Raw genomic sequence first — 23,504 nt, 5'->3', positions numbered from 1 at the left:
TTCTCCTAAAATCTCCCACACCTACTCGTGCTGCTGATCCTCCGGCTCCCTGCAGACATCCACCCAGCCTTTCGCTCCGGACACTTCTTCCAACTCCGGGATCGTGAGACGTACCGCACTGTGGTCGTCTCCTGCTGCCGGATAAACCGTCTCAAAACGCTTCAGGCTCTCATCCAGATACACTTCAATTCCATCCTTGATACCAAACGGGCAGACCCCACCCGGCGCATGACCGGTAACCTCCTCCACCGGCTCAAACGGGATCATCTTTGCTTTCACGTGAAACGTATCTTTATATTTCCGGTTATCCACTTTCGCAGTACCTTCTGTCAAAATCAATACCGGCTGTTCTCCCTGCAAAAAAGACATCGTTTTCGCAATCATCCCCGGCTCCACGCCTAATGCCTCCGCTGCCAGCGCAACCGTCGCTGTGGACTCTTTTAACTCAATAACATGATCCAAAAATCCGGCTTCCTTTAAGTAACTTTCTGCTTTTTCCAGTGACATGGTTGTTTTCCTCCCGTATCCTCTATCAATTGATCTGCCGTATCAATTTCTTTTATATTTTAGAACTCATTCATCTTTCCCATCATATCACACTTTCATTTTCCATATCAATATTTCTATAGACGAAAAAAGACGGTTCCCTGCATTTGCCAGAGAACCGCCCCCTATTTCATTAATTCCTATTTTCAAGATCGTTCCGACCGCTTTTTGTAAAACCAACACAGATTTTTTGCAAATCTATCTCCAGATTTCAGATCCAAATTCCGACTTTGTTCGATTCCCTCTTATCCAGTTCCGTCCTGTATTTATCACTTCTCCCCGAAAAATAATTCCACATCGCTCTCCACGCTGTCAATTCCCGCGATTCCAAACTTTTCCACCAATACATTTACCACGTTCGGACTTAAAAATGCCGGAAGCGTCGGTCCAAGATGGATATTCTTGATACCGAGTGAGAGTAGCGCCAGAAGAACAATGACCGCCTTCTGCTCATACCAGGCAATGTTGTAAATAATCGGCAGGTCGTTGATGTCATCCAGCCCAAAAATCTCCTGCAGCTTCATCGCAATGACCGCCAGGGAATATGAATCATTGCACTGCCCCGCATCCAGGACACGCGGAATTCCTTCAATATCGCCCAGATTCAGCTTATTGTAGCGGTATTTCGCACAGCCAGCCGTCAGAATTACCGTGTCCTCCGGCAGCGCCTTTGCAAAATCGGTGTAGTAAGTGCGGCTCTTAGCACGCCCATCACACCCCGCCATGACGACAAACTTTCGGATTTTTCCCGATTTGACCGCATCCACTACCTTATCTGCCAGCGCCAGCACCTGTGCATGGGCGAAGCCGCCGACAATCTGCCCCTGCTCAATCCCGGTCGGCGGCTCACAGCGCTTCGCATGCTGGATGATCACTGAAAAATCCTTCTTTCCTCCGATTCCACCGTTGATATACGTGCAGCCCGGATATCCCGCCGCACCAGTTGTGTAGAGACGATCCTTGTAGCTATCCTTCGGCGGCACGATGCAGTTCGTCGTCATCAGGATCGGTCCATTGAACATCTCAAATTCCTCCTTCTGACGCCACCATGCATTGCCGTAATTACCCTTAAAATTCGGATATTTCTTAAATGCCGGATAATACTGCGCCGGAAGCATCTCTGAGTGCGTATATACATCGACGCCGGTTCCCTGCGTCTGCTCCAGAAGCATTTCCATATCGCGCAGATCATGTCCCGAAACAAGAATGCCCGGATTACTTCCGACACCGATATCAACCGTAGTAATCTCCGGATTTCCATAAGTCTCGGTGTTTGCTCGATCCAAAAGCGCCATTCCCCGGACACCATATTCGCCAGTTTCCAGCGTCAGGTGAATCAAATCATCCACACTCAGACCATCATCCAGCGTCGCCGCAAGCGCCCGCTGTAAAAATGCATCCGCCTCCCGGTCCTCCTGCAGCAGGACGTTCGCATGCCGGGTATAGGCAGACAAACCTTTCAAGCCATACGTAATCAAGCTGCGAAGGGAAATAATATCCTCGTTCTGCCCGATCAGAACGCCCGCTTCCGACGCTTTTTTTATAAATTCAGACGGCTCACCTGTCCAGCCAGCCGCCTCCGGCAGATTGTCCCGACGTTCCAGCTGCTCCCACAGTGCCGTCTTCATTTCCAGCGTCTTTTCAATTCTTTTTTCAATCGCCGCCTTATCAAAATTGGCATTCGTGATCGTCGTAAACAGATTTTCGGTAACCAGATGATTGACCTCATCTGCCACCGCACGTCCCTCCTCGCGAAGCCGTGTCGTCACCGCGCTGATACCCTTCGTCACCCACACAAGCAAATCCTGCATTGCCGCCACATCCGGCTGCTTACCGCAGACACCGACCACCGTACAGCCCTTGCATCCGGCCGTTTCCTGACATTGATAACAAAACATTTTCTGATCCATTGTTCGCTCCTCCTATCGCATCTATCGTGTCTTAGATATAATCTGCATTTCGCATGATTTATATTCTTGATAGGGATAGATAACGAAGCTGCCTTCCATATTATCAGCGCCATGATTAGCGCCATCAGCGTCAAGAATAGCGTCATCCGTGGTGCTATTTGTCATCTGATTTAAAAGTTCCGGAAGGATTTTTGCAGCCTGATACAATTTTCTGTAATCTCCGCCATAATAAAAATATCTCCATCATTTCAAAAGAGAATGACGGAGATATTTCGCCCTGCTTATTCTTGTAGCAACCAATCGGCTATATCATGGATTTCGATTCCTTCATAACTATATTTTGGATGTTTGGTTCTGGCAATAATCATTTTCGGATAAGCATCTCGGATCTGAAGCAGAGGAGAGCATTCTCTCTCAAATGTTTCCTGCCCGGAAATGTTGTCACTGACCTGAATATAAATCTTCTCGCTGCCTCTCTGAGCAACAAAGTCGATCTCCTTTTGATAGAGCTTGCCGACATAGACATCGTATCCACGGCGAAGAAGTTCGATGCAAACGATGTTTTCATATACTCTGCCGTAATCCATATTTCTGCTTCCCAGTATTGCATATCGAATACCGCTGTCACACAAATAGAACTTTTCAGAGCTTTCAAGGTATTTCTTGCCTCGGATATCGTATCTCTTAATATCATAAAATACAAAAGCATTGCACAAATACTTAATGTACTTGCCGACGGTTACATGATTGGTCGGAGTCTCATTTGCTGTCAGCAGCTGACTGACCTTATTAGGAGAAGTCAGGTTGCTGATATTATCCATAAGGAACTCGCTCAGACGCTGTAAAACCAAAGTGTCCGGGAGCGCATATTTCTGCACCAAATCCCTTGTAACAATCGTTTCGTAGACCTCTTTGATATAGTTTGTTCTGTCTTTTTCGGTTCTGTAAGCGTAAGAACCTGCTAAACCGCCCTTGATAGCGTAATCATCAAAGAGGTTATCTTTATCACTAACATCATCATAATATTGGCAATATTCCTGGAAGCTGAAAGGAAACACATGAATTTCAATATAGCGTCCGGTAAACAGAGTTGCCAGATCCGCACTCAACAGGAAAGCATTGGAGCCTGTTACATAGATGTCGTATTTTCCCTTAGAGTACAGGCTATTGATTGCCAACTCAAACTTGGGGCACATCTGCACCTCGTCTACAAACAGGTAGTTCGTTTTACCTTCCTGATAATATTCTTCCACATAGGCGTGTAAGACATGGTATTCCTTGATTTCCTCATACGCCAAATCCATGAAGTCAATGAAGATAATATTGATGTTTTCAAAATGGCTTTTCAGATACTCAATATACGCCTGCATCAGCTTGGACTTACCGGAGCGACGAATGCCCGTGATGATCTTGATGTCAGGAGTGTCATTCAGTTCAATGATTCTGTCGAGATACTTTGCTCTTGTAATTGTTTTCATATCATCACCCGCTTTCAAAAGTCGAATATTTTTCATTTTTTGAAACTACTTCGATGTACTTATTATACTGTCTGCTAATAGTATATGCAAGATGTCGCTTTCAAAAACATAAAATTTTTTATTTTTTGAAAGTGGAAATTATGTAAAGGCTGCCCCAGGCATCAAGCCTATCCTGTTTACACAGGTTCATTATCATCTTCATCGACGGAGCTATCTGCATCATCGTTCTCAAACTCCGGATCGTACCCATAGTCATCGTCCACATAATCAGCATCTGGGTCAGGCTTTGCCGCTTCCTGCTCCTTCTTCTTTTCCTGGACTTTCTTAAATACGAAGATTACCTTTGTGTTAAAATGAAGGAAGATAGGCAGGTATAAAAAAAGATCTGTCACCCTTAGGATTCTTCCCAAAGCCAACAGATCTTAAATTTTCCCTTACATCTTCATACTCTTCGCCAGACTCGTCAGCAAAGCTGCCATTTCCGGATTAACCCTTTTTCTTTCCATCCCACGTTATTCTGCATCTACGGTTACCACTGTTTCCTTTTTTCGACATAAGCCAATAAAACATAGAACAAAATATTAATGCAAACACAACGCCAAAAACATTCTGAATCACTCTAAGACCAACTGCTCCTTTTAGCCCATAACTCTCTGTAGCAATGGCCAAAGCACCAAATGTGTTAAATACTGCCTGCCAGCCATATTTTGCAGAAAGTCCTACACCGATTCCACCAAGAATTCCTATATATGCATAGATTGACGAAGGAAGCAGAAAATATAATACTGTAAAACATATAACACCTGCAATATTTCCGACAATCCTTTTGCGGACTCTGTATTGCATGTCCTCCATAAATGGTAAGATTGCTGACATTGCCGCAATTCCAGCCCACATTGCCCGTGGCATATTGCAGAGTTCCGCAATGCAGAGTACTGCCGGTACGCATATGATCTGACATAACTGCCACTTTGTTCTGGAAGAAGATATATCAAATTCCTGTACCAAATCATTCAAATTTCTTTTATACGTTCTGTTTTTATGATTTCGATAAAATACGAAACAGGTAAGTGCTGCACCTAATGCCATTCCGGTTAATCGCATCTGATAACTTTTTCCTGTTACATCATATCCATACAATAACAGATAACCAAGAACCAATGTGGATTGGTTAAACATGAATGGGTTATGACATCCGAACAGAATCAGCACTGCCAGTGCAGCAATGTTTAACAGCATTCCCAATACCGGTGAAAGCTGGTTTGCTAAATGCGGACATACAGTCATAATTACAAAGAACAAAGCCAAAAGCATCGTAGATTGTCCGGTGTGGATCCCCAGATCCGCATTCCGAAATACCATAAGGCATAATAAAACTACTACACCCACAATACTATTCTCATTTCCAAATAAGATACTGAAAATAGTAACAAATAAAAAACAAAATGCCATTGTAACAGCTATCTTCACCAGATATACCCACATATGATATAATTTTTCTTTCACTGTTTCACTCTTTTTCAACAGATTTTTAGAACCTGCCTGATTTAACTGCAATTCCTGATAAAATGTCATGTAATTCCTCCTCTATCTGTTTTTCTTAAACTTATATGGCCTCATCTTTCTGTATTGGAAGCTCTACAACAAATCTGCATCCACCATATTCACGGTTTTCTGCTTTGATTGCTCCTCCGGCACTATCTACAATCCGTTTTACAAGTGCAAGACCTAGGCCATTTCCTTCTGCTTTGTGAGAACCGTCTGCCTGATAGAACTTGTCAAATATTCTGGTTTTCACATCATCCTCTATTCCCGGTCCTTCATCTTCCAGAATAAACATTACAGAATCCTTTTCCTGCTTCAGAAACATCATAATTGTCCCCTTTGCAGGACTGAACTTAATCGCATTATCTAAAAGATTCATCCATATATGCATAAAAAGTCCTTCATTCCCAGTATATTTAACTTCCTCCAGCTCTACCTGGAAACCAATTTCTTTTTCTGTCCATTTTGTTTCCAATGAAAGAAATGCCTGACGGATCTGTTCATCCAAACGATATTCTGTTTTTTTCATTGGTATGTTCTGATTCTCTAACTTGGATAACAGCAAAATATTACCAACCAATCCAGAAAGTCTTTGGGTGTTAAATAAGATTTTTTCTACATATTCCTCTTGATCCGGAGACAGTTCTTCTCCCTGAAGCAGCATTGTATATCCTTCAATGGCATTGATCGGGGTCTTAAACTCATGAGAAACATTGGAGACAAAATCCATCTGCAGTACTTCTGTTGCACGAAGCTCTTTTGTCATCACATTAAAACTTTGATAAGATTCTCCAACTTCTGCGATACGGCTGTTCGTTTCCAAGTGCTGTTCAAAATCTCCCTGCGAAACTTCCTTCATTGCTTTACTGAGTCTGGTAATTGGTTCCAGTAACTTTGCATTGATAAAGGAAGTGATCAGCCCTGCAATCAATGTATTGAAAATCAAAAGCCAGCCAAGCACAGGTATGCTGCCCGGCAGATTAAAAAAATGATTCAAAAAAGCAAATAATAACGCAGATATGACTGTTGAAAATACAAGTGCCAGCCAGATTGCACCAGTCAGACAGGATCGGATCCGCAATCCTTTTTCTTTCTTTTGTTCCATTATTTTTTCACCACCTTGTATCCAATTCCACGCATTGTTACGATTTCAAAATCCGGGTTATCTTTCAAACGCTCCCTGATTCTTCCTATATGTACCTCTATCGTATGTGGGTCTGCCTCCGTCTCGTATCCCCATACTTCATCCATCAACTGTTGTTTTGTAAATGTTCTGCCTGGCGAAGCTGCAAGCTTATATAAAAGCAGGAATTCTTTTTTAGGCAAAACAAGACTTTCCTTATCAGTTGTAACCGTCATTGCATCATAATCAAACTCTGTTGAACCGATCACAATTTTGTGTTCATTCAATATCTGTGCACGGCGAAGCAGTGCTCCGACTCTTAAAACCATTTCATTCACATTTACCGGTTTTACCATATAATCGTCACTTCCCGAAAGAAATCCCTGGCGCATATCATCAAAGGAACCTTTCGCAGTGATCATAAGTACCGGTATCTGATATCCTGCTGAACGGAGTTTCGACACCAGTTCATAACCATCCATAACCGGCATCATAATATCGGAAATGATCAGATCAATATACTCTTTATCCAATATTTCTAATGCCAGTGCTCCATCCGATGCACTTTTGACCTGATATCCATTCTTCTCAAGCACTTTTTGGAATAGCTGGCTTAATTCTTTATCATCTTCTACAATTAATATTTGAAACACGATCTTCTTCCTCCTTTATCAGAACAGATATCTTGCCCATCCAAGCAAATGCTGTACCAAAAGTACGTTTCTCTGACGCTTCTTTGTCAATTCAATTGGCTCTACATGATACGGATCACGATAGGTTCCATCTTCCAATACCTGTCGGGACACTCTTTCATATTCCATCATGCCTTCTTCCAACTGTTTATTAATCTCTTTGCTACGTATTACAAGCATCAGTTCCGTATCCAGATACGTGCTTCTCATATCCATGTTAAAGGAACCGATTACGGATAGATCATCATCGATCAGGATGCTTTTTCCGTGGTAAGAATAACCGCCTTCATACTCCCAGATATCAATTCCTGTATTTAAAATTCTGTTTCTGTTTCTCGCATAATCAGCAGAACCAAACGGATTTCCATTGTTGGCAACCGAATTGGTCATGATAGAAAAATCCGGAACTCTCTCCGCAATCTCTTTCCATGTATTATACATCATATCATTGCAGATAATATATGGTGTATGAATTTTCACGCGCTCTTTTGCATTTTTCATTAGTTCTCCCAGTTGATACCAGACTACTGGTTCCTTGGGACCTGTGTGGATAGGATTTGACACTAATGCAATCTTTTCTGTCTCAAAAGTTTCGTCCGTGTAATCGGTATCGCAGATTCTTTCCTTATTCTCTTCAAAATATTTCTGATAGCCGTTCTGCAGCTCTAAAACTGCGTTCTTTACAGATTTTCTATTTGCCAGTTTTTTATTGTCATGAAAATAACCACTGTCTTCTTGTTCCCATATCGTTTCAAAATACTCTGACAACTGGTTAACTGAATTTTCTTTCTCAGGTTCATTGCAAACCACTAACACATCTCTGTCATAGTTCTTATGTCCCGGAAAATCACCCAGGAAATAATTGTATGTATTTCTTCCACCAAGAATATATGTCTTACCATCTGCAATCAAATATTTATCATGCATTCTCCCCATCATCTTCCATGGTTTCAACGGATTGGCCTTATTATACAGTTTAATTTCAACATTCTCATGGGAAGATAATCCATAGAAATACGGATTGCCTTCCATATCAACCCAGCTCTCCATTCCATCTACTAACAGACGAACATGCACACCTCTGTCTGCCGCATCATGCAGTGCTCCTAAGATCAATTTTCCACTTTCATCGGATTGAAATGCAAAAGTAGAAAGAATAATTTCCTTTTTTGCATTCTTGATCAAACGCACTCTTTGTAAAAGCGCTTCTGAATTCTTTTCTATGATTACTGCCCGTTCTGTATTTTCACTGCATTCGTTCCATGACCCATTTTTTGTTTCTTTTTTGGTTGTATTGGACACTTCCGGCTGCTTTTTATATGCAACGCAAATTCCGAGCAATTCATAAAAAGCCACACATAAAAAAATTGCCAGTATAACAAGAAGAATTTTACATATTTTATGCTTTTTCATTGTACAGCACCTGATTCCTTTTTATTTCATACTTATACAATACAAAGTCAATCTCAATTTAACCTCAACAAAATTTATTTTTCATAAAAAAATATGACCGGCTTCTTTTTAAAGAAAGCCAGATAATTGAGTTCATCCAGACTTTCGTATTCTCCCAGCATTTCATACAGCCCATCGACATAACAGTCATAATCACTTATGAACCATTCTTCATAAGGATTACCAAAGTCATCTTTTGAACCGATTCCAATTCGTTCAAATACTTTTTTCAGATCTTCTGATGTGGTAGGAAACTTTACCCATTCGCCTACCAACTCCCCTTCGTTATATTTTCCGAGATTCGTGATGTAAGCTTCAAATGGGCAATCGTGGCCATATTCATATGCCATGCTATTTCCTCCTGTTTCATTTTTCAGGTCATCACCCGGTTTTCGGCATCAAAAAAAGCGCCATACTCATCACCATTCCGGCAATGAGCAGACGCTTTATATTTTGTCCGTATTCTTTTGCAAAAGAGAAACAAATGAAATGTAAGTTTGTAGCTCATGTCTCATTTGTCTATGATAATATTAGCACAGGTCAATTCTGAAAAAAAGAGGTAGAATGGTAGCAAAAGGATAGCAATTGGTAACAACATGGGAGTAATACGGAAACATGCTGCACATTCCCCTATCCTCTATCCGCAGACTCTACACATATAACCATAATCTGTTCATCTTGATCTTCTATCTCATCATTATGATGTTCTATAAATTCATCAAGTTTGTGTATAAATTTCAGATGTTGAACTTTCTGTGTAAATAACTTCTTATAATTAATAGATTCCATATACTGCTCTTCATCAGTAAAGTGTTTTACTGTATAATCACGAAGATTTTCCAATATTATATCAATTCTATCATATTTATTCCATTATAATATTCTGGTTTCATTTCATACATCCATTAGTCCTGCTTTCATTTTTATTCAGCCTTTGAAAACTGGTCTTTGCCTACAAAACATAACGGACATTCAAAATCTTCCGGAATATCCTCCCACTTTGTACCAGGTGCAATACCACCTTCTGGATATCCCTTCTCCTCATCGTATTCCCATCCGCAAACATCACATACATATTTCATTTGTTGTTCCTCCTTGTAAATACATTAATACACAGCCTATATTACGGTTATATTTGTGTTGTTCTTAAATCTTAATATGTATAAATGCTTTTAGCATTTCCATAATCCATGCAGGTTACAATATGCATATACTTCTTCTACCTGTTCACCATCGCAAAGACAAAAATCTGCTATCGGCTCCTGCCCTGGATTTAACTGTTTTCTGTATATTCCCTGATTGGTATTTAATGTAATCCACTCAATGAAATGTTCTTCAAGCATTGGATGTTTTGTCTCTCCGACCACGACATGAACATAATTGCCTTCCACTGTATATACAGGCACGTGCTTCTCAACAGCCGCATCTGTCACACCGGCTTTTAATTCCTGCATAGGTTCTCCGCAACAAATTACAGGAACACCTTTATCCTTTACCTTTTCAACAATGTTTCCACAATGCTTACATATATAATACTTTACTTCCATGCTTTTATCTCCTTCCATGTGTATAATTTATAGTTCAATCGTCTCTATAATCTTTTTCAAAGAATCTGCAGATTTCTTAAGCTTTAATGCTTCCTCACCACTTAAATTAATAGGTATATTAGACTCAATACCATCAACACCTACAATAACTGGCATACTTAACGATACTCCGTCAATATCATATACGCCATGAATTATGTGCGATACCGGAAGTATTGATTTTTCATTTCTCATAATTACTTCACAGATTCTTTTTACAGACATTGCCATTTCATAATATGTAGCGTGCTTTTTATTTATTATTTCATAAGCACTGTTCTTGACTGCTAATAATCTTATCTCCTTAATAATTCTCTTCATGTACTTCAAAATAGCTTTGTGGATGGTTACATACCGGACATACCTCAGGAGCCTTTGTTCCTACCACAATATGTCCGCAGTTACGGCATTCCCATACCTTAACTTCGCTCTTTTCAAATACCTGTGCAGTTTCAATATTCTTAAGAAGTGCACGATATCTTTCCTCATGGTGCTTCTCAATCTCACCTACTGCCCTGAATTTTGCTGCAAGCTCAGGGAATCCTTCTTCCTCAGCTGTTTTAGCAAAGCCGTCATACATATCTGTCCATTCATAATTTTCGCCTTCTGCCGCTGCCGCCAGGTTTTCCTTTGTATCACCAATTCCTGCTAATTCCTTGAACCACATCTTTGCATGTTCTTTCTCATTATCTGCAGTCTTTAAAAACAATGCTGACATCTGCTCGTAACCTTCCTTTTTCGCTACAGAAGCAAAATAGGTATACTTATTTCTTGCCTGTGATTCCCCCGCAAATGCCTCCTGTAAATTCTTCTCTGTCTGTGTTCCTACATATTTGTTTTCTGCCATCTCTTTTACCTCCGTTTTCTTTACTACTTTTTCAAAATCTGATGCCGGGTGCTTGCACAAAGGACATATAAAGTCATCCGGTAATTCCTCGCCTACATATTCATATCCGCAAATTCTGCAACGCCATATTGTCTGACTGTCCTCTGTTTTTCCAACCTCCTGTGGCTTAGGCTTAATGTTATTCTGATAATAATCATATGTTACTGAAGGAACATTGCTTAAAACTTCCATATCGGTTATCTCACCGATAAACATCGTATGTGAACCTAAGTCCTCTGTTTTAGTAACTGTCACAGAAATGTATGCATTTGTACCTTCTGTAATATAATAAATACCATTCGTGCCCCTGGCACACTGCTCAAATGCTTCAAACTTATTGGTATCTCTTCCTGATTGGAAGCCAAAATGTTTGAACAATTCAAATTGTGCCTTCTGACTTAAGACTGATACAGTAAATTTTCCGGTTCTTTGAATCATATCATGCGTATAATTTGCCTTATTTACACAGATACTTAACTGGTTTGGTTCCGAAGCTGCCTGAATGGCTGTATTAATGATGCATCCGTTATCTTTTTCTGCTTCTTTAGCGGTCAATATAAACAGTCCATAACTCAACTTATACATTGCTTTCCTATCCATGCTGTTCCTCCTTTACCTTCTCCCTGCATTTCGGGCAAATGCCTTTAAATGAAATATCGTAATCCACAAATTCAATTCCATGAGTGTTATGAATTCTTTCCAGCAAATCCGGTATTTGATCCATATCCACATCAAAAATTTCACCGCACTTTATACATCTTACATGGTAATGATTTTTCAATGTAAAATCAAATCGGTTCGGTCCATTCGGAACTTCAACCTTTCTTAATGCACCTTCCTCTACCAATATATCAAGATTTCTATATACAGTTCCTTTTCCAATTGATGGATATGCTTCTTTTATAAATTCATACACTTCAATTGCCGTAACGTGTCTTCTCATTTCGTATACGGTATTTCTTACGAGATCTTTTTGAATGGTATTTCTCCTACTTGTCATCCGTCCTCCTTATTAGGATTAGTTCTTAATAAGGATTATATACCACTATCATCCTGTTGTCAATAAAAATAGTAATGATTCTCATTATTATAAAAGGTGCTAAACTGAGCATCTTTTACCTGAATAACTATTTTATTTTGCGTTCAAATACATATTCTGAATCTGAAGATAAATCAGACCTAAACGAATATCCGAGTCTGTCAAATTTCTGAATCTCCACCGGATTTTCAATATTATTTTCCGCTATGAATCTGACCATTTCACCACGAGCCATCTTGGCATAGGTACCTTTTGTTACCAATTTATCTCCGGATAACTCACAAAATACAATCGTAATATATCTGTCCTGTGGTGTCAGATACTTTTCTATACATTTCGAGTATTCTTTTGATGCAAGATTAATGATAATCCTGCTGTCATCAATTACTGAATGATATAACCGGTCCCCCCAGTAATCATATAGATTTGTTGTTTCTTCAATCTCAGCTTTTGCCTGCATTTCAAGGCGATAAGGAGTCACACCATCCAGTGGTTTTAAAATGCCATAAAACGCAGACAGGATTCTTAAATGATTTTGCAGATACTCAAACTGCTGGATTTCAAACACAGCTGGTGCCATATATTGAAATGCAATTCCTTCATATGCTAAAACAGCCGGAGTAAGTCTGTTATAAAGATCCATATTTTCCAATCTGTTAACGTTCTGCTCTGCAATCTTGTCATTACATTTCCAGATAGCTTTCAGTTCCTCTTTTGATTTGCTTTTCATCCAGCTTAATATCTCTGCTGTCTTATCAATAAAGGCAGGCAGTTCAACCGGTGCTATGTTATCTGTATCTACAATCATCTTTTTTGCAGGTGACAATATAATCTTCATCAATTTAATTCCTTAAGCATATTTTCAGGATCATCTGCCGCCTTGACTTTATCATTTGCCTTTCTAATGATTCCCTGCTCGTCAATAAGATATGTGGTTCTTACCACACCCATAGAAACCTTGCCATAGTTTTTCTTTTCTTTCCAGACATCATATGCTTCGATCACCTTACGCTCCGGATCTGCCAAAAGTGTAAATGCCAATCCATATTTTTCCTCAAATTTCTTGTGAGAGGCTACAGAATCCTTACTGACTCCAAGGATCACCGCACCTTTCTCGGTGAATTGTGGATAACGCTCAGAAAAGCCACATGCCTGCTTCGTACATCCTGGTGTATTATCCTTTGGATAAAAATATAAAATTATTTTTTTACCTAAATAATCACTTAATTTATGCACTTCTCCGTTCTGAGCCGGCAATTCAAAATCCGGTGCTTTTGTTCCTATCTCTAACATTTACTATTCCTCCGCTTTTGTATTTTCCACCTGTTTTCTTGTTCTTTTATTACCTGAAATCATTTTATGACCAGAATAGACTGCCATAATCATGCATATCAGAGAGCCAAATGCAAAGTATTTGTGTGCTGCTTTTAACCCTTTATATCCTGTATAAAAAGTTCCAACCATTGTAACTATTGCTCCGATTGACCAATATTTATGTGCTTTCATTTTATACCTCCAAATTGATTAAGCTGTTTCCAAAATAAATATCTCTGGATCATTAACAATATTATACCTTCCATTCATCACTTTCTACAAGTAAGAAAAGAAAAATACTCAATCCATGTAGAGATCGATGTAGCATTCACAGTTTTTAACCGCCTTATTGAAAATGTAATCTGCCATCTTATCAAATAATACAAAAGGATGTATCACGATAATTCTCCCATTACCTTGACGCATCCTTTCGTATTGTATTTTTTGCTATTCTTCTTAATGACAGCTATGGTTTCCACATCCATGTTTACCACATGTATGTCCCTCTCCGTGGCTGTGCTCATGGTGAGAACACTTAACATCTGGATTATAATCAAGTGTATCATTGATAAAAGCTTCTACTGCTTTATCTGCATCTCCTGAAACTCCGCCAAAAAGCTTAATGCCTGCTGCCGCTAACGCAGTCTGGGCACCTCCTCCTATTCCGCCGCAGATCAAAACATCGGCATTTAATGCATTAAGAACTCCTGCCAATGCACCATGTCCGCTTCCATTCGTATTTACTACTTCTGAATACAATCTATAATGATAAAATCATAAAATTCCCTTAATCTCTCAATAAGTGACCTCATAATCAGTTCCCTGCTCATTGCGTTTACCAAAGATACCTCAATCGCTGATAATTCTATATTGGCCGGTATCAGATCCACACCTTCCTTATGATGAAGGATTGTTTTTTCCATGTTCAGTTTTTCATCATTCACAATATTTAGCATCAGCGTTGCAAGAGAATACTCCATTTCATCCGGTTCCTCATACCCTAAACTAATTGTGAGACTGCCCTGCGGATCTGCATCTATCAGAAGAACCTTTTTCCCTTCCTGTGCCAATCCGATTCCTAAATTCACGCACGATACCGTCTTTCCAACTCCACCTTTTTGATTTGATACTGCTATGCACCTGCTTCGCACTGTCACCACAAAGTTCTCCGATTACGTCAATACTCCTCTTTCCTGTATTGTGGTCAACTTGACTACAATTCTTTCTGCCTGCCTTTTTTTTGATGGCATCATATTTCATCTTATAGGCATAGGCCTTTTCACTTGGTGTAATTTGCTCTCTCTGCAAATTGGAATCGACCATGATCACTACTGCTTCATCATCCTGCAACATACAAATGATTACCGGAATTTTCTTATATCCCAGCTTCTCAGCCGCATATTTTCTTCTGTGGCCAGAAATAATTTCGTAGTAGCCTTCAATCTTTGGACGAACAATCAATGGATTCAGTACACCATACTTTTTTATGCTGTCCTGCAGCTCAATCATCTGACTGTCTCCGATCACTTTAAATGGATGATTTGAAAATGCTCTTAACCGTTCCATTTCAATCTCAACAACTTTTTCATCCGGATCTCTTACATCCGTTTTTTTATCCATAAGCTATCCTCCTCTAAAATATCTGTAACGAAAAAATCCGCCCAGAATAGATTCTTAATCTAATCTGAGCGGATAGATCCGTCAGGCCTGTTTTGTTCAGGCAAGAAAACCATATTTACATTCATTGACACCCCAATCCTTATCCTACGCTGTAGTTATCTCCGTTCGGTACCAGGATTGAATTATTGCATTGGTGCCCGTTAAGAAATTTCGGTGCTCAATATCTGCGTTTAAGTGTTCTCTCGGTGCTCACGAGCACCGGAAAAAAGAAAAAGCAGCAATGAACTTTTACGATCATTGCTGCAAAAAATGCACGTTCCCAGGGGGAATCGAACCCTCAACTAGTGCTTAGGAGGCGCTTGTTATATCCATTTAACTATGGGAACAAATGCCGTATTTTCGGGCTTTTTCAGCCTTTTCGGTCACGGCGACCAACTTTATGAACTCAATCACTTTCGTGATGAATTATCTCTTTCTTATCTCTTCTGATTTTTCAGATTTCGCTTCCTTAAGTGATCCTCAAACGCTACCCTTTTTCTTCAAAAAGGTTCCGCCATGGTTCTACCTTAGGAGGCGAACGCTCTATCCTACTGAGCTACAGAGATTTATATGTTTCACGTGAAACATATATCGTATTTTCATACTGCATTTTATTATAATTCATTTTCATGTGTTCCGCAACTATTTTCTCTTCCTGCCTGCTCCGTATGTAATTTCTGTGTAACTGTTCACGGGTAGGCACTTTGGGAAGCGACGATTTTTTATAGGCATTTACGCAAAATGAGCCGTTCCCATCATCCATATTTTTCCTTTAAACCGACGTCCCGGAAGCGGTTCTCCAAGCAGGTCCATCTTATTGATACCTACGCGGAAATACAGCTCGTTGCATTCCACCTTGAGATCATAGATTTCCTCGCCGGTAAACCGGTTTTTCTTACATACAACCTCTTTGATCTCGCCTAAAATCGAATACTGATCGCACTCGATCCCGCTTGGCATAAAAGTTGTATCGACGATCGAATAAATATCCTCTCTCGTCGCCCGGCGCGATGCCATCGAATAGAGATCCAGATCCTCGATTGTTAAGGACTCCATCGCATCCTCGTCGCCATTTTTTGCCGCTTCCAAAAGTTCATCCCGGTTTTTCGCCGCCACTTTGGCTTTTTCAATCTGCAGCGCCGTCTTTTTGATCGGAAGAAGCACCTTGCCCCGATTGGCAAATCCTGCCAGGCTGACCGAAGTCACCTGTAAGCGCTCGCGCTCTTTCCGGTAACACTCCCTGTATTCGATCGGATTCAAGAGATAAAAGATCAGCGAAAGCCCTACCTTATACTCATCCAGAAGCCCCGCATAGGTTTCCTTCTCCGTATGACGCTGAATGGAACATTCTGCCCGCGAGGTTACCTCCTCGTTCAGGATATAGGGATAATAATACTCTATCTCCATCTCATCCTGCTCATTCAGCTCCCCATACATCGCCACGCCGATCCCCGGCGCAACTTCTGTCTTGATCTCATATAATTCGGTCTCCCTGTCAAGCTGAAGACAGCTGGAGGTTCCCGCCTCTCTCGCCAGACAGCGAAGCAGGGCACGGATGTCCTTCTTCTTCTGATACATACTAAATCCGGCAGCTCGCAAAAAAAGATGCATATTGACTCCTTCTAACTACAATCCGCAGCTGCTGCCAACACATACAGCCGCCTCATTTCTATCCTTTATTTTCTTTACTTATACCCAAGCGCACGCTCCAGTGCTTCCTTCTCTTCACTTCCTAAAAGCACCTCGGTCTTGCCCTCTACGACATCCTTCAGATACAGGTAACAGCCTTCACGGCTGTGAACAGAATTCAGCACAAATCCCGTGTTGTTATCATCCAGCATGGCAATGACAAAACTCAGATTGCCGCCCATGCCCTTAAACGCATTGTACTTGACAATACCGGTTTTCTGGTATCCAGCCTGCGCCTTGGAGACAACCGAATCCACCAGGCGTTTTGTATCTCCGTCCTTTGCCCGCAGATACTCGGTCTCATCCACCAGTTCCATGATCGTGTCTTCGAGCGTCTCCGCATCTTTTCCCCGCATAAACATATCATATCTGCGATACAACTTCCTATACTGCGAAAAACAGATGACGGACGCAATAAATGATATGAGTGTCAGGATCGCCAGAACGATCACGATAACCCCCGGATCGATGCCAATCCCGCTAAAAATACTGCTCTCCATCTTTCATTCCTCATTTCCCATCATCCGTCCCCTGGGACGAATTTTGTGTGATTACTGTCTTAATGACTCCAAAAGCTCAATCAGACGTTCCAGTTCCGCTGATGAATAGTATTCGATCTCGATTCTGCCTTTATTCTTATCCTTGCGGTTGATCGAAACCTTCGTTCCCATAACTCCTTTCAGCTTCTCTTCCACATCCTTGAAAAAGACCTCCATATCGCGTTCCGGCTCTGCTTTCTTTTTCGCCTTTTTCGGCTTCAAAAGCTCTTTCACCAGACGCTCGACCTCGCGGACGCTCAAATGATTTTCTACTGTTTTAAGCGCCAACTGGTACTGTTTTTCACCATCTTCCAGCGAAAGAAGCGCTCTTGCATGACCTCCGGTAAGCCGGTCCTGAATCAGCATCTCCTGCACTCTCTCATCCAGTTTCAAAAGACGCATGCTGTTCGTGATCGTCGCACGGTTCTTCGCTACGCGCTCTGCCACGTCCTCCTGACGCAGCCCAAACTCCTGAATCAGCATCTGGTAGGCTTTCGCCTCCTCAATCGGATTTAAATCTGCACGCTGTACATTCTCGATCAGGGCGATCTCCATCGTCTGCTGTCTCGTATACTCGCGCACGATCACCGGAACTTCCCGAAATCCTGCCAGTTTGGCAGCTCTCCACCGGCGCTCTCCGGCAATCAGCTCATAACGATCGCCCTTTTTCTGAACCAGAAGCGGCTGCAGCACGCCGTAACGGCGGATGGATTCTGCCAGCTCTCCGAGCTGTTCTTCATCAAACATCTTACGCGGCTGGCTGACATTTGGCTCAATCTCCGAAATATTTAGAAATTTCTCTTTTTCCACCTCAACGATCTTTACGACCGGCTCCGCTTTTGCCGTCTGTGTCTTCGATTTTGCCGCCGTCTCCCCGGCTGTGCGGGTTTTTCCTTCTGTCGTCGTCTTTCCGGATGCCTTTGCAACTCCCACACGGCTGCCTTTTCCCACTGTTTTCGCAGCTGTCTTTCCGGCAGACGCCGATTTTTTCTGTTTTTTAGATCCCGGAAGCACCATATCCAGCTCTTCCAGGCTCTTTTTCTCTATCTCCTGTTCCGTCTCACGAACGGAAGTCTTTTTTCCGGCTTCATCCGATGGCTTTGCGCTGCTTTTTCCCGCTTCTGCATCCTCGTAATCATTTCCAAAAAAAGCTCCCAGTCCTCTGCCAAGCCCCGTTCTCTTTGACATTTCCTTCCTCCTCACGAACCTCCCGACGCCCCCGGCAGGCATCCTTTCTGAATTTCACTTCACCGTTATTTTCCTGCCTACAGCTCTTCTCCCCGGCTGATCACCTCTGCTGCCAGCAGACGGTAGCTCTCTGCACCGGTCGAACGGCTGTCGTACAGGTTGATCGGCATTCCGTGGCTCGGCGCCTCCGCCAGTCGCACATTTCTCGGTATGATCGTCTTGTAAATCCGCTCATTTAAGTTCTGTTTTACATTCTCTACGACCTGCAGGGAGAGATTCGTTCTCGCATCATACATGGTAAATACCACGCCCTCCAGCTCCAGCGACGGATTCATCTTTTTCCGGACCAGACCGATCGTCCGGAGTACCTGGCTCAATCCTTCCAGCGCATAATATTCGCACTGGATTGGCACCAGCACCGTATCTGCCGCTACCAGCGCATTGATCGTCAAAAGACTCAGCGACGGCGGGCAGTCGATGATAATAAAATCATACTGATCGCGGATTGTCTCCAGATAACCGTTTAACACCGACTCTTTATTTTCCACATCCAGAAGTTCAATCTCAGCTCCTGCCAGATTCGAATCCGAAGGAAGAACATCCAGATTTTCCTGAACATCGCGCATCAGACAGTCCTCCAGTGTGCAATCGCCCAAAAGCAGCTCATAGACTGTATCTTCAATCTGTTCTTTTTCCAATCCCAAACCAGTGGTTGCATTTCCCTGCGGATCAAAATCGATCGTCAGAACCCTCTGTCCCGCCTCTGCCAGGCATGCCGACAGGTTGATCGCCGTTGTCGTTTTACCTACGCCGCCCTTCTGATTTGCAATCGCAATCGTTCGTCCCATACCGTATTCCTTCCATTTCCTCGGTTTTATCTCACATGAAAGACAGGAAAAAGCCTTCCCGCAGGCATCCGCACAGCGATTTCCAGCTTTTTCCCGTTCTTGTCTTGCCTAATAGTATAACACACTTAAAACTCATTTCCTACTTTTTTAGAAAAATTTCATTTAAAATGTTTCACGTGAAACATCGGCTCCACCATCTCCCCCAGAGCACACCATTTATCTGCCAGACACACAATCCATGCCTCGCGGCACTGAGGCGGCACCGGTATCAGCGGAAACATATGACGTGCGATGATATTTTTTTCCTTCCAATTTAAATGGTAATCTCTCTGTGCATTTCCAAGCGCTGTTTTCGGGTGACGGAAGCCGTGCAGGCGGTGCGAGGAATCCTTCTGATGCCAGTCATACAAAAAATAATCGTGCAGCAGTGCCCCTCTCACAAGTGATTTTGGTTCCAAGCGAATCTGCCACCGTTCCATCATCCAAAGGCTTGTGTAGGCAACATTGAGGCTGTGGCAGTAAATGGATGTCGTACCATGCTGCATCGCCAGCTTCTCCTCGTCTAAGCGCCCTTCCTGCTTCAGTTCGCGTATCGTTTCCGCCAGCAGCCGCTGCCTGCCCGCCGACAACTGAAAAGATTTCTCTGTCTTCCGTTCCATACGATGCTGAAAGCATAACTTATTTTCCTTCTTTATCATATCGCGCATTTCTTTCCCCATCGATTGATTTTTGATACGTGAACATTATAATGAATTTAATATCGATTTTCAATGAAATTTTGTTTACATAAAATAGCATATTCATAACTGTTCACAGGTAGAAATTTTCTGAACTGAAAATTCCGAACGCTATAATTCTGGTTGCAGATTTTTCCGATTTGAAATGCGAAGCATCGGCAAAATCCCGTTACTTGGGCACACATCTGTGAACAGATATTCTGTGAAAAAACGCTGGAAATAGCTGAACTGGAATACAGGAAAATATGATATAATGAGCGCAAGTGAGCCAGAAAGCTGCTTGCAGATTTATGGCGAACGGCGAATGGCGATCACGATAGCTGCGTCAGCAGCGGTAAGCATCGAAGATGCGAATCGTGATATAATGTGAACACTTGACGAGGTATTTTCGAGTCTAGTGAGAACATATACCTGACCACTTAATGAGGTGTTTCACGAATTTAGTGGTCATGGTATAATGAGCGCAGAAGAAAAGAATGCGGCTGCGAAGCAGACATATTCTTTTCTTGCGCCATTAAGGAACGAACAGCCATGCGAAGCAGGGCGGTAGAGCGCGATAGCGCGGGTTCGTGAGTGGACGGGTGAGAATACGTTCATATGATATATATGAACACTTAGCGATGCATTTTCGATCCTAGTGCGAGTCATACCTAAATACTTAATGAAGCCAAGACAAAGGCGATAGCTGAATTTAGTATTTATGGTATAATAGAATTACTTGATGAGATATTTTCGAGTTTAATTTTTCGATTCAAAAGGAGCTTTCTATATGAACACAAAAAACAAGATCATGACCTGCCTGATGCTGTCCGCCGGCGGCGCAGTTTCACTGGCACTTTTAAATAAATATATTCAATTTTCTGCCACCTCCCGCGGTCTGACCCGGGAAGAGAATTCTCTCTGCTACAAATGGCGGCTGGGAAATATCTACTATACAAAATGCGGTTCCGGCAAACCGCTTCTGTTGATTCACGATCTGCACTTTGCATCGAGCGGCTATGAGTGGGAATCCATCCGCGAACAGCTCAGCCGCTCCTACACCGTCTACACGCTCGACCTTCTCGGCTGCGGACGTTCCGAGAAGCCGAACCTGACCTACACAAATTACCTGTTCGTCCAGCTGATCTGTGATTTTATCAAATCTGAGATCGGACATCGGACCAACATTCTCTCCACCGGTGATTCAGCGGCACTGTCTATCATGGCGTGCAGCAACTCTCCAGAACTATTTGATCAGATCATGCTCATCAACCCGAGCAGCCTTACCGACTGTTGTCAGCTTCCGGGTAAAAATGCCAAGCTTTATAAGCTTCTTCTGGATCTCCCGCTGGCTGGAACGCTCATTTACCACATTGCGTGCAGCCGCTCGATGATCGAAGAGGCATTCCGCACCAAATATTTTTACAATCCGTATACCGTAAAACCGGTTCAGATCGACCGCAGCCACGAAGCTGCACATCTCGGTGAATGTCCGAAAGCGATCTTCTCCAGTATTGAATGCCGCTATACCAAGTGCAATATTTCCAATGCTCTCAGGAAGATCGACAACAGCATCTTCATCATCGGCGGTTCCGAGGAACCGATGATCGAGGCGACGATTCAGGATTACAAGATTTATAATTCCGCAATCGAGTCCTCTATCATCCCGAAGACCAAACATCTGCCGCAGTTAGAACAGCCGGATGCCGTGATGGATGCGATCCATATGTTTTTTTCTTAAAAAAGGATAATGCGTATGCATACCGCGGAGCGTTTTTTTCGTCATAGGACGAAGCTTATTACTGTTCACGCATACGTGCCCAATAACGGAATTTGCCGTGGCTTCACATTTAAATACGGCAAATTCCTGCTGCCACCACGTTTTCTTACGACACTTTCGGTTCCAACAGTGCCTACCCGCGAACAGTTACTCTCTCTTTCCCACATCTCCATAAAAAATGCTTTTTCATACTCATACCATGATGCAGATACCATTTTTCCAGTATCCTTCATAACTCACAGCGTCATCCTTCCGTGCGCCTTGTTTGTTTCTTCTTGATAGGAACGGTCCTAATGTGTCATCCAGGTCCCGCCGCACTATCTATATACAAACAAAACCCCCGGAATGCTCCTCTTTATTCTACATTATTCCCACTCTATCGCCTCGGCTTTCGCACAAAAAACTATATTCTATAACGAAAACTCAAATTTTATAAATTTTCCCTATTATTTCCAGCTCTGCCATCGCCTCTACCTGCTTCTCCAGATTTCCTCTGTCATATGCCTGATACGGCTTCTGGAACACAATCTTCCCGGACAAATATTCAGTCATACATTTTTGTTTAAACCCCGCCTATATGAAAAAGAAAGACTGCATACCCTACGTGTTCCATATACAGTCTTTCTCTATCTACCTTTTGATTGCTTTATTTCAGCGGCTCCCGCGACGGCGTTCCCGCTTTTCTCGGATACTTTTTTCCCGTCCTCTCTGTCTTATGAATCCGGACCAGGTTACGCTCATCCTCATTGGCAAGGTGGAAGGAAATCACATCCTCCAGCTCGCCGCCCAGCTTGCGGATCGCACCTTTTCCCGTCTTCATCTCTTCCTCCAGTTTGCCTGATTTGTACGGTACAAACCAGCCTCCCACCTTGACAAATGGCAGGCAGTATTCCGACAGCGTGGACAGATTTGCCACCGCGCGTGAAACGCAGAAATCAAATGTTTCACGTGAAACATTATCATGTGCCGCATCCTCCGCCCGCCCGTGAACCGCCTGAATTTTTTCCAGTTCCAATGCCTGAATTACCTCGTTCAGAAAGTTGATCCGCTTATTTAAAGAATCGAGAAGCGTGACCTTTAAATTTGGAAATGCAATCTTTAACGGGATACCCGGAAATCCAGCTCCCGTTCCAACATCGATCAACGTATACTCTTTCTCTGCCAGATCCGGCACCGCTTTCACAAGTGCCAGACTATCCGAAAAATGTTTGGTCACAACTTCCTTCTGTTCCGTGATCGCTGTCAGATTCACCATCGTATTCCAATGAATCAACAGTTCATAATAATCGTAGAACTGCTTGATCTGGTGTTCATTTAACGCGACGCCCATCTCCTGCGCTTCTTTCTGAAGCTGCCCGGTAAAGTCTGCCGGAGGCAGAACCACACCGCTTTCTACTTTATTTTCTTCTGCCATAAATATATCCTTCATGATATGTTTTATTTTTTCTCAGGTTCTTATCTATCTTACACTTTGAGTTGCTGCAATGCGTTTACCTGTTTCCATGCAGTCTCTG

Annotated in this window: 24 protein-coding genes, 1 tRNA gene and 5 pseudogenes; 1 reads left to right on the top strand and 29 read right to left on the bottom strand. The window is 42.3% G+C overall.

What is annotated here, in order from left to right:
• Window positions 1-21: 21 nt before the first annotated feature.
• From DWX68_RS00270 to DWX68_RS00135, 26 genes and pseudogenes are all read right to left on the bottom strand, one after another.
• A complete protein-coding gene (locus DWX68_RS00270) occupies window positions 22-507 on the bottom strand; it encodes a YbaK/EbsC family protein (protein ID WP_118628346.1) in 486 nt (161 codons plus the stop codon).
• Window positions 508-815: 308 nt separating this feature from the next.
• On the bottom strand, window positions 816-2,456 hold the full coding sequence (hcp, locus tag DWX68_RS00265; RefSeq protein WP_118628345.1) for a hydroxylamine reductase: 1,641 nt from the start codon (window positions 2,454-2,456) through the stop codon (window positions 816-818).
• Between the two features lie 281 nt (window positions 2,457-2,737).
• Window positions 2,738-3,970, bottom strand: a complete 1,233-nt coding sequence (locus DWX68_RS00255; protein WP_118628344.1) for an ATP-binding protein — start codon at window positions 3,968-3,970, stop codon at window positions 2,738-2,740.
• A gap of 140 nt (window positions 3,971-4,110) precedes the next feature.
• Window positions 4,111-4,326: a calreticulin gene (locus DWX68_RS00250; protein WP_243027415.1), complete on the bottom strand. Its 216-nt coding sequence runs from the start codon at window positions 4,324-4,326 to the stop codon at window positions 4,111-4,113.
• 120 nt (window positions 4,327-4,446) lie between these two features.
• A pseudogene (locus DWX68_RS00245) lies at window positions 4,447-5,509 on the bottom strand (FUSC family protein).
• A gap of 31 nt (window positions 5,510-5,540) precedes the next feature.
• Window positions 5,541-6,584 carry a HAMP domain-containing sensor histidine kinase gene (locus tag DWX68_RS00240; RefSeq protein WP_118628342.1) on the bottom strand — a complete coding sequence of 348 codons (1,044 nt, stop codon included), beginning with the start codon at window positions 6,582-6,584 and terminating at the stop codon, window positions 5,541-5,543.
• Window positions 6,584-7,255: a response regulator transcription factor gene (locus DWX68_RS00235; protein ID WP_107000933.1), complete on the bottom strand. Its 672-nt coding sequence runs from the start codon at window positions 7,253-7,255 to the stop codon at window positions 6,584-6,586. The genes DWX68_RS00240 and DWX68_RS00235 overlap by 1 nt, the downstream gene beginning before the upstream one ends.
• 18 nt (window positions 7,256-7,273) lie before the next feature.
• Window positions 7,274-8,707 carry a phospholipase D family protein gene (locus DWX68_RS00230; RefSeq protein WP_118628341.1) on the bottom strand — a complete coding sequence of 478 codons (1,434 nt, stop codon included), beginning with the start codon at window positions 8,705-8,707 and terminating at the stop codon, window positions 7,274-7,276.
• Window positions 8,708-8,823: 116 nt separating this feature from the next.
• Window positions 8,824-9,096: pseudogene (locus tag DWX68_RS00225) on the bottom strand (antirestriction protein ArdA); the annotation flags it as partial.
• 573 nt (window positions 9,097-9,669) lie between these two features.
• Entirely contained in the window at window positions 9,670-9,828 is a 159-nt protein-coding gene (locus DWX68_RS00215) for a rubredoxin (protein ID WP_107000935.1), read from the bottom strand.
• A 90-nt stretch (window positions 9,829-9,918) separates the two neighbouring features.
• Window positions 9,919-10,293 (bottom strand): desulfoferrodoxin family protein, encoded by a 375-nt coding sequence (locus DWX68_RS00210; protein WP_107000936.1) that lies wholly within the window; start codon window positions 10,291-10,293, stop codon window positions 9,919-9,921.
• 27 nt (window positions 10,294-10,320) lie between these two features.
• Window positions 10,321-10,620, bottom strand: a pseudogene (locus tag DWX68_RS00205) (L-lactate dehydrogenase); the annotation flags it as partial.
• A gap of 16 nt (window positions 10,621-10,636) precedes the next feature.
• Window positions 10,637-11,818: a rubrerythrin gene (gene rbr, locus DWX68_RS14980; RefSeq protein ID WP_107000937.1), complete on the bottom strand. Its 1,182-nt coding sequence runs from the start codon at window positions 11,816-11,818 to the stop codon at window positions 10,637-10,639.
• Window positions 11,811-12,218: a transcriptional repressor gene (locus DWX68_RS00195; RefSeq protein WP_107000938.1), complete on the bottom strand. Its 408-nt coding sequence runs from the start codon at window positions 12,216-12,218 to the stop codon at window positions 11,811-11,813. Before DWX68_RS00195 ends, rbr begins: the two co-directional genes overlap by 8 nt.
• Window positions 12,219-12,345: 127 nt before the next feature.
• Complete coding sequence (gene yaaA, locus DWX68_RS00190) at window positions 12,346-13,095, bottom strand: peroxide stress protein YaaA (RefSeq protein WP_107000939.1); 750 nt, start codon at window positions 13,093-13,095, stop codon at window positions 12,346-12,348.
• A complete protein-coding gene (bcp, locus tag DWX68_RS00185; RefSeq protein ID WP_107000940.1) occupies window positions 13,095-13,550 on the bottom strand; it encodes a thioredoxin-dependent thiol peroxidase in 456 nt (151 codons plus the stop codon). Before bcp ends, yaaA begins: the two co-directional genes overlap by 1 nt.
• 3 nt (window positions 13,551-13,553) lie before the next feature.
• Entirely contained in the window at window positions 13,554-13,763 is a 210-nt protein-coding gene (locus tag DWX68_RS00180) for a DUF6219 family protein (protein ID WP_015516636.1), read from the bottom strand.
• A gap of 264 nt (window positions 13,764-14,027) precedes the next feature.
• Window positions 14,028-14,330: pseudogene (locus DWX68_RS00175) on the bottom strand (NifB/NifX family molybdenum-iron cluster-binding protein); the annotation flags it as partial.
• A pseudogene (locus DWX68_RS00170) lies at window positions 14,324-14,659 on the bottom strand (AAA family ATPase); the annotation flags it as partial. The pseudogenes DWX68_RS00170 and DWX68_RS00175, both read right to left, overlap by 7 nt.
• Window positions 14,577-15,191 carry a ParB/RepB/Spo0J family partition protein gene (locus DWX68_RS00165; RefSeq protein WP_242995809.1) on the bottom strand — a complete coding sequence of 205 codons (615 nt, stop codon included), beginning with the start codon at window positions 15,189-15,191 and terminating at the stop codon, window positions 14,577-14,579. The pseudogene DWX68_RS00170 and the gene DWX68_RS00165, both read right to left, overlap by 83 nt.
• A gap of 314 nt (window positions 15,192-15,505) precedes the next feature.
• Window positions 15,506-15,577: transfer RNA gene (locus DWX68_RS00160), tRNA-Arg, on the bottom strand.
• Between the two features lie 385 nt (window positions 15,578-15,962).
• Window positions 15,963-16,841 (bottom strand): DUF3881 family protein, encoded by an 879-nt coding sequence (locus DWX68_RS00155; protein ID WP_118628340.1) that lies wholly within the window; start codon window positions 16,839-16,841, stop codon window positions 15,963-15,965.
• A 74-nt stretch (window positions 16,842-16,915) separates the two neighbouring features.
• Window positions 16,916-17,419, bottom strand: a complete 504-nt coding sequence (locus DWX68_RS00150) for a DUF4446 family protein (protein WP_107000950.1) — start codon at window positions 17,417-17,419, stop codon at window positions 16,916-16,918.
• Window positions 17,420-17,470: 51 nt separating this feature from the next.
• Window positions 17,471-18,646: a ParB/RepB/Spo0J family partition protein gene (locus DWX68_RS00145; RefSeq protein WP_118628339.1), complete on the bottom strand. Its 1,176-nt coding sequence runs from the start codon at window positions 18,644-18,646 to the stop codon at window positions 17,471-17,473.
• Window positions 18,647-18,723: 77 nt separating this feature from the next.
• Entirely contained in the window at window positions 18,724-19,494 is a 771-nt protein-coding gene (locus DWX68_RS00140; RefSeq protein WP_107000951.1) for an AAA family ATPase, read from the bottom strand.
• A 158-nt stretch (window positions 19,495-19,652) separates the two neighbouring features.
• Window positions 19,653-20,153: an HD domain-containing protein gene (locus DWX68_RS00135; RefSeq protein ID WP_118628432.1), complete on the bottom strand. Its 501-nt coding sequence runs from the start codon at window positions 20,151-20,153 to the stop codon at window positions 19,653-19,655.
• A gap of 847 nt (window positions 20,154-21,000) precedes the next feature.
• Here DWX68_RS00135 and DWX68_RS00130 point away from each other — a divergent pair.
• Window positions 21,001-21,951, top strand: coding sequence for an alpha/beta hydrolase (locus DWX68_RS00130; protein WP_022358786.1), 951 nt, complete (start codon window positions 21,001-21,003; stop codon window positions 21,949-21,951).
• Between the two features lie 65 nt (window positions 21,952-22,016).
• On the opposite strand, the gene DWX68_RS00125 is transcribed toward DWX68_RS00130, so the two are convergent.
• The 3 genes from DWX68_RS00125 to rsmG form a co-directional block, all read right to left on the bottom strand.
• The gene (locus tag DWX68_RS00125; RefSeq protein WP_118628338.1) at window positions 22,017-22,223 is read right to left on the bottom strand and encodes a hypothetical protein; all 207 of its coding nucleotides are present in this window, start codon (window positions 22,221-22,223) and stop codon (window positions 22,017-22,019) included.
• 190 nt (window positions 22,224-22,413) lie between these two features.
• Window positions 22,414-22,542 carry a hypothetical protein gene (locus DWX68_RS14975; RefSeq protein ID WP_279220260.1) on the bottom strand — a complete coding sequence of 43 codons (129 nt, stop codon included), beginning with the start codon at window positions 22,540-22,542 and terminating at the stop codon, window positions 22,414-22,416.
• A 94-nt stretch (window positions 22,543-22,636) separates the two neighbouring features.
• Window positions 22,637-23,320 (bottom strand): 16S rRNA (guanine(527)-N(7))-methyltransferase RsmG, encoded by a 684-nt coding sequence (gene rsmG / locus DWX68_RS00120; RefSeq protein ID WP_242995813.1) that lies wholly within the window; start codon window positions 23,318-23,320, stop codon window positions 22,637-22,639.
• Window positions 23,321-23,504 lie beyond the last annotated feature (184 nt).

The sequence above is a fragment of the Clostridium sp. AF20-7 genome, assembly GCF_003479275.1.
GTDB lineage: Bacteria > Bacillota > Clostridia > Lachnospirales > Lachnospiraceae > Otoolea > Otoolea fessa.
This window is presented reverse-complemented; position numbering and strand designations above follow the sequence as displayed.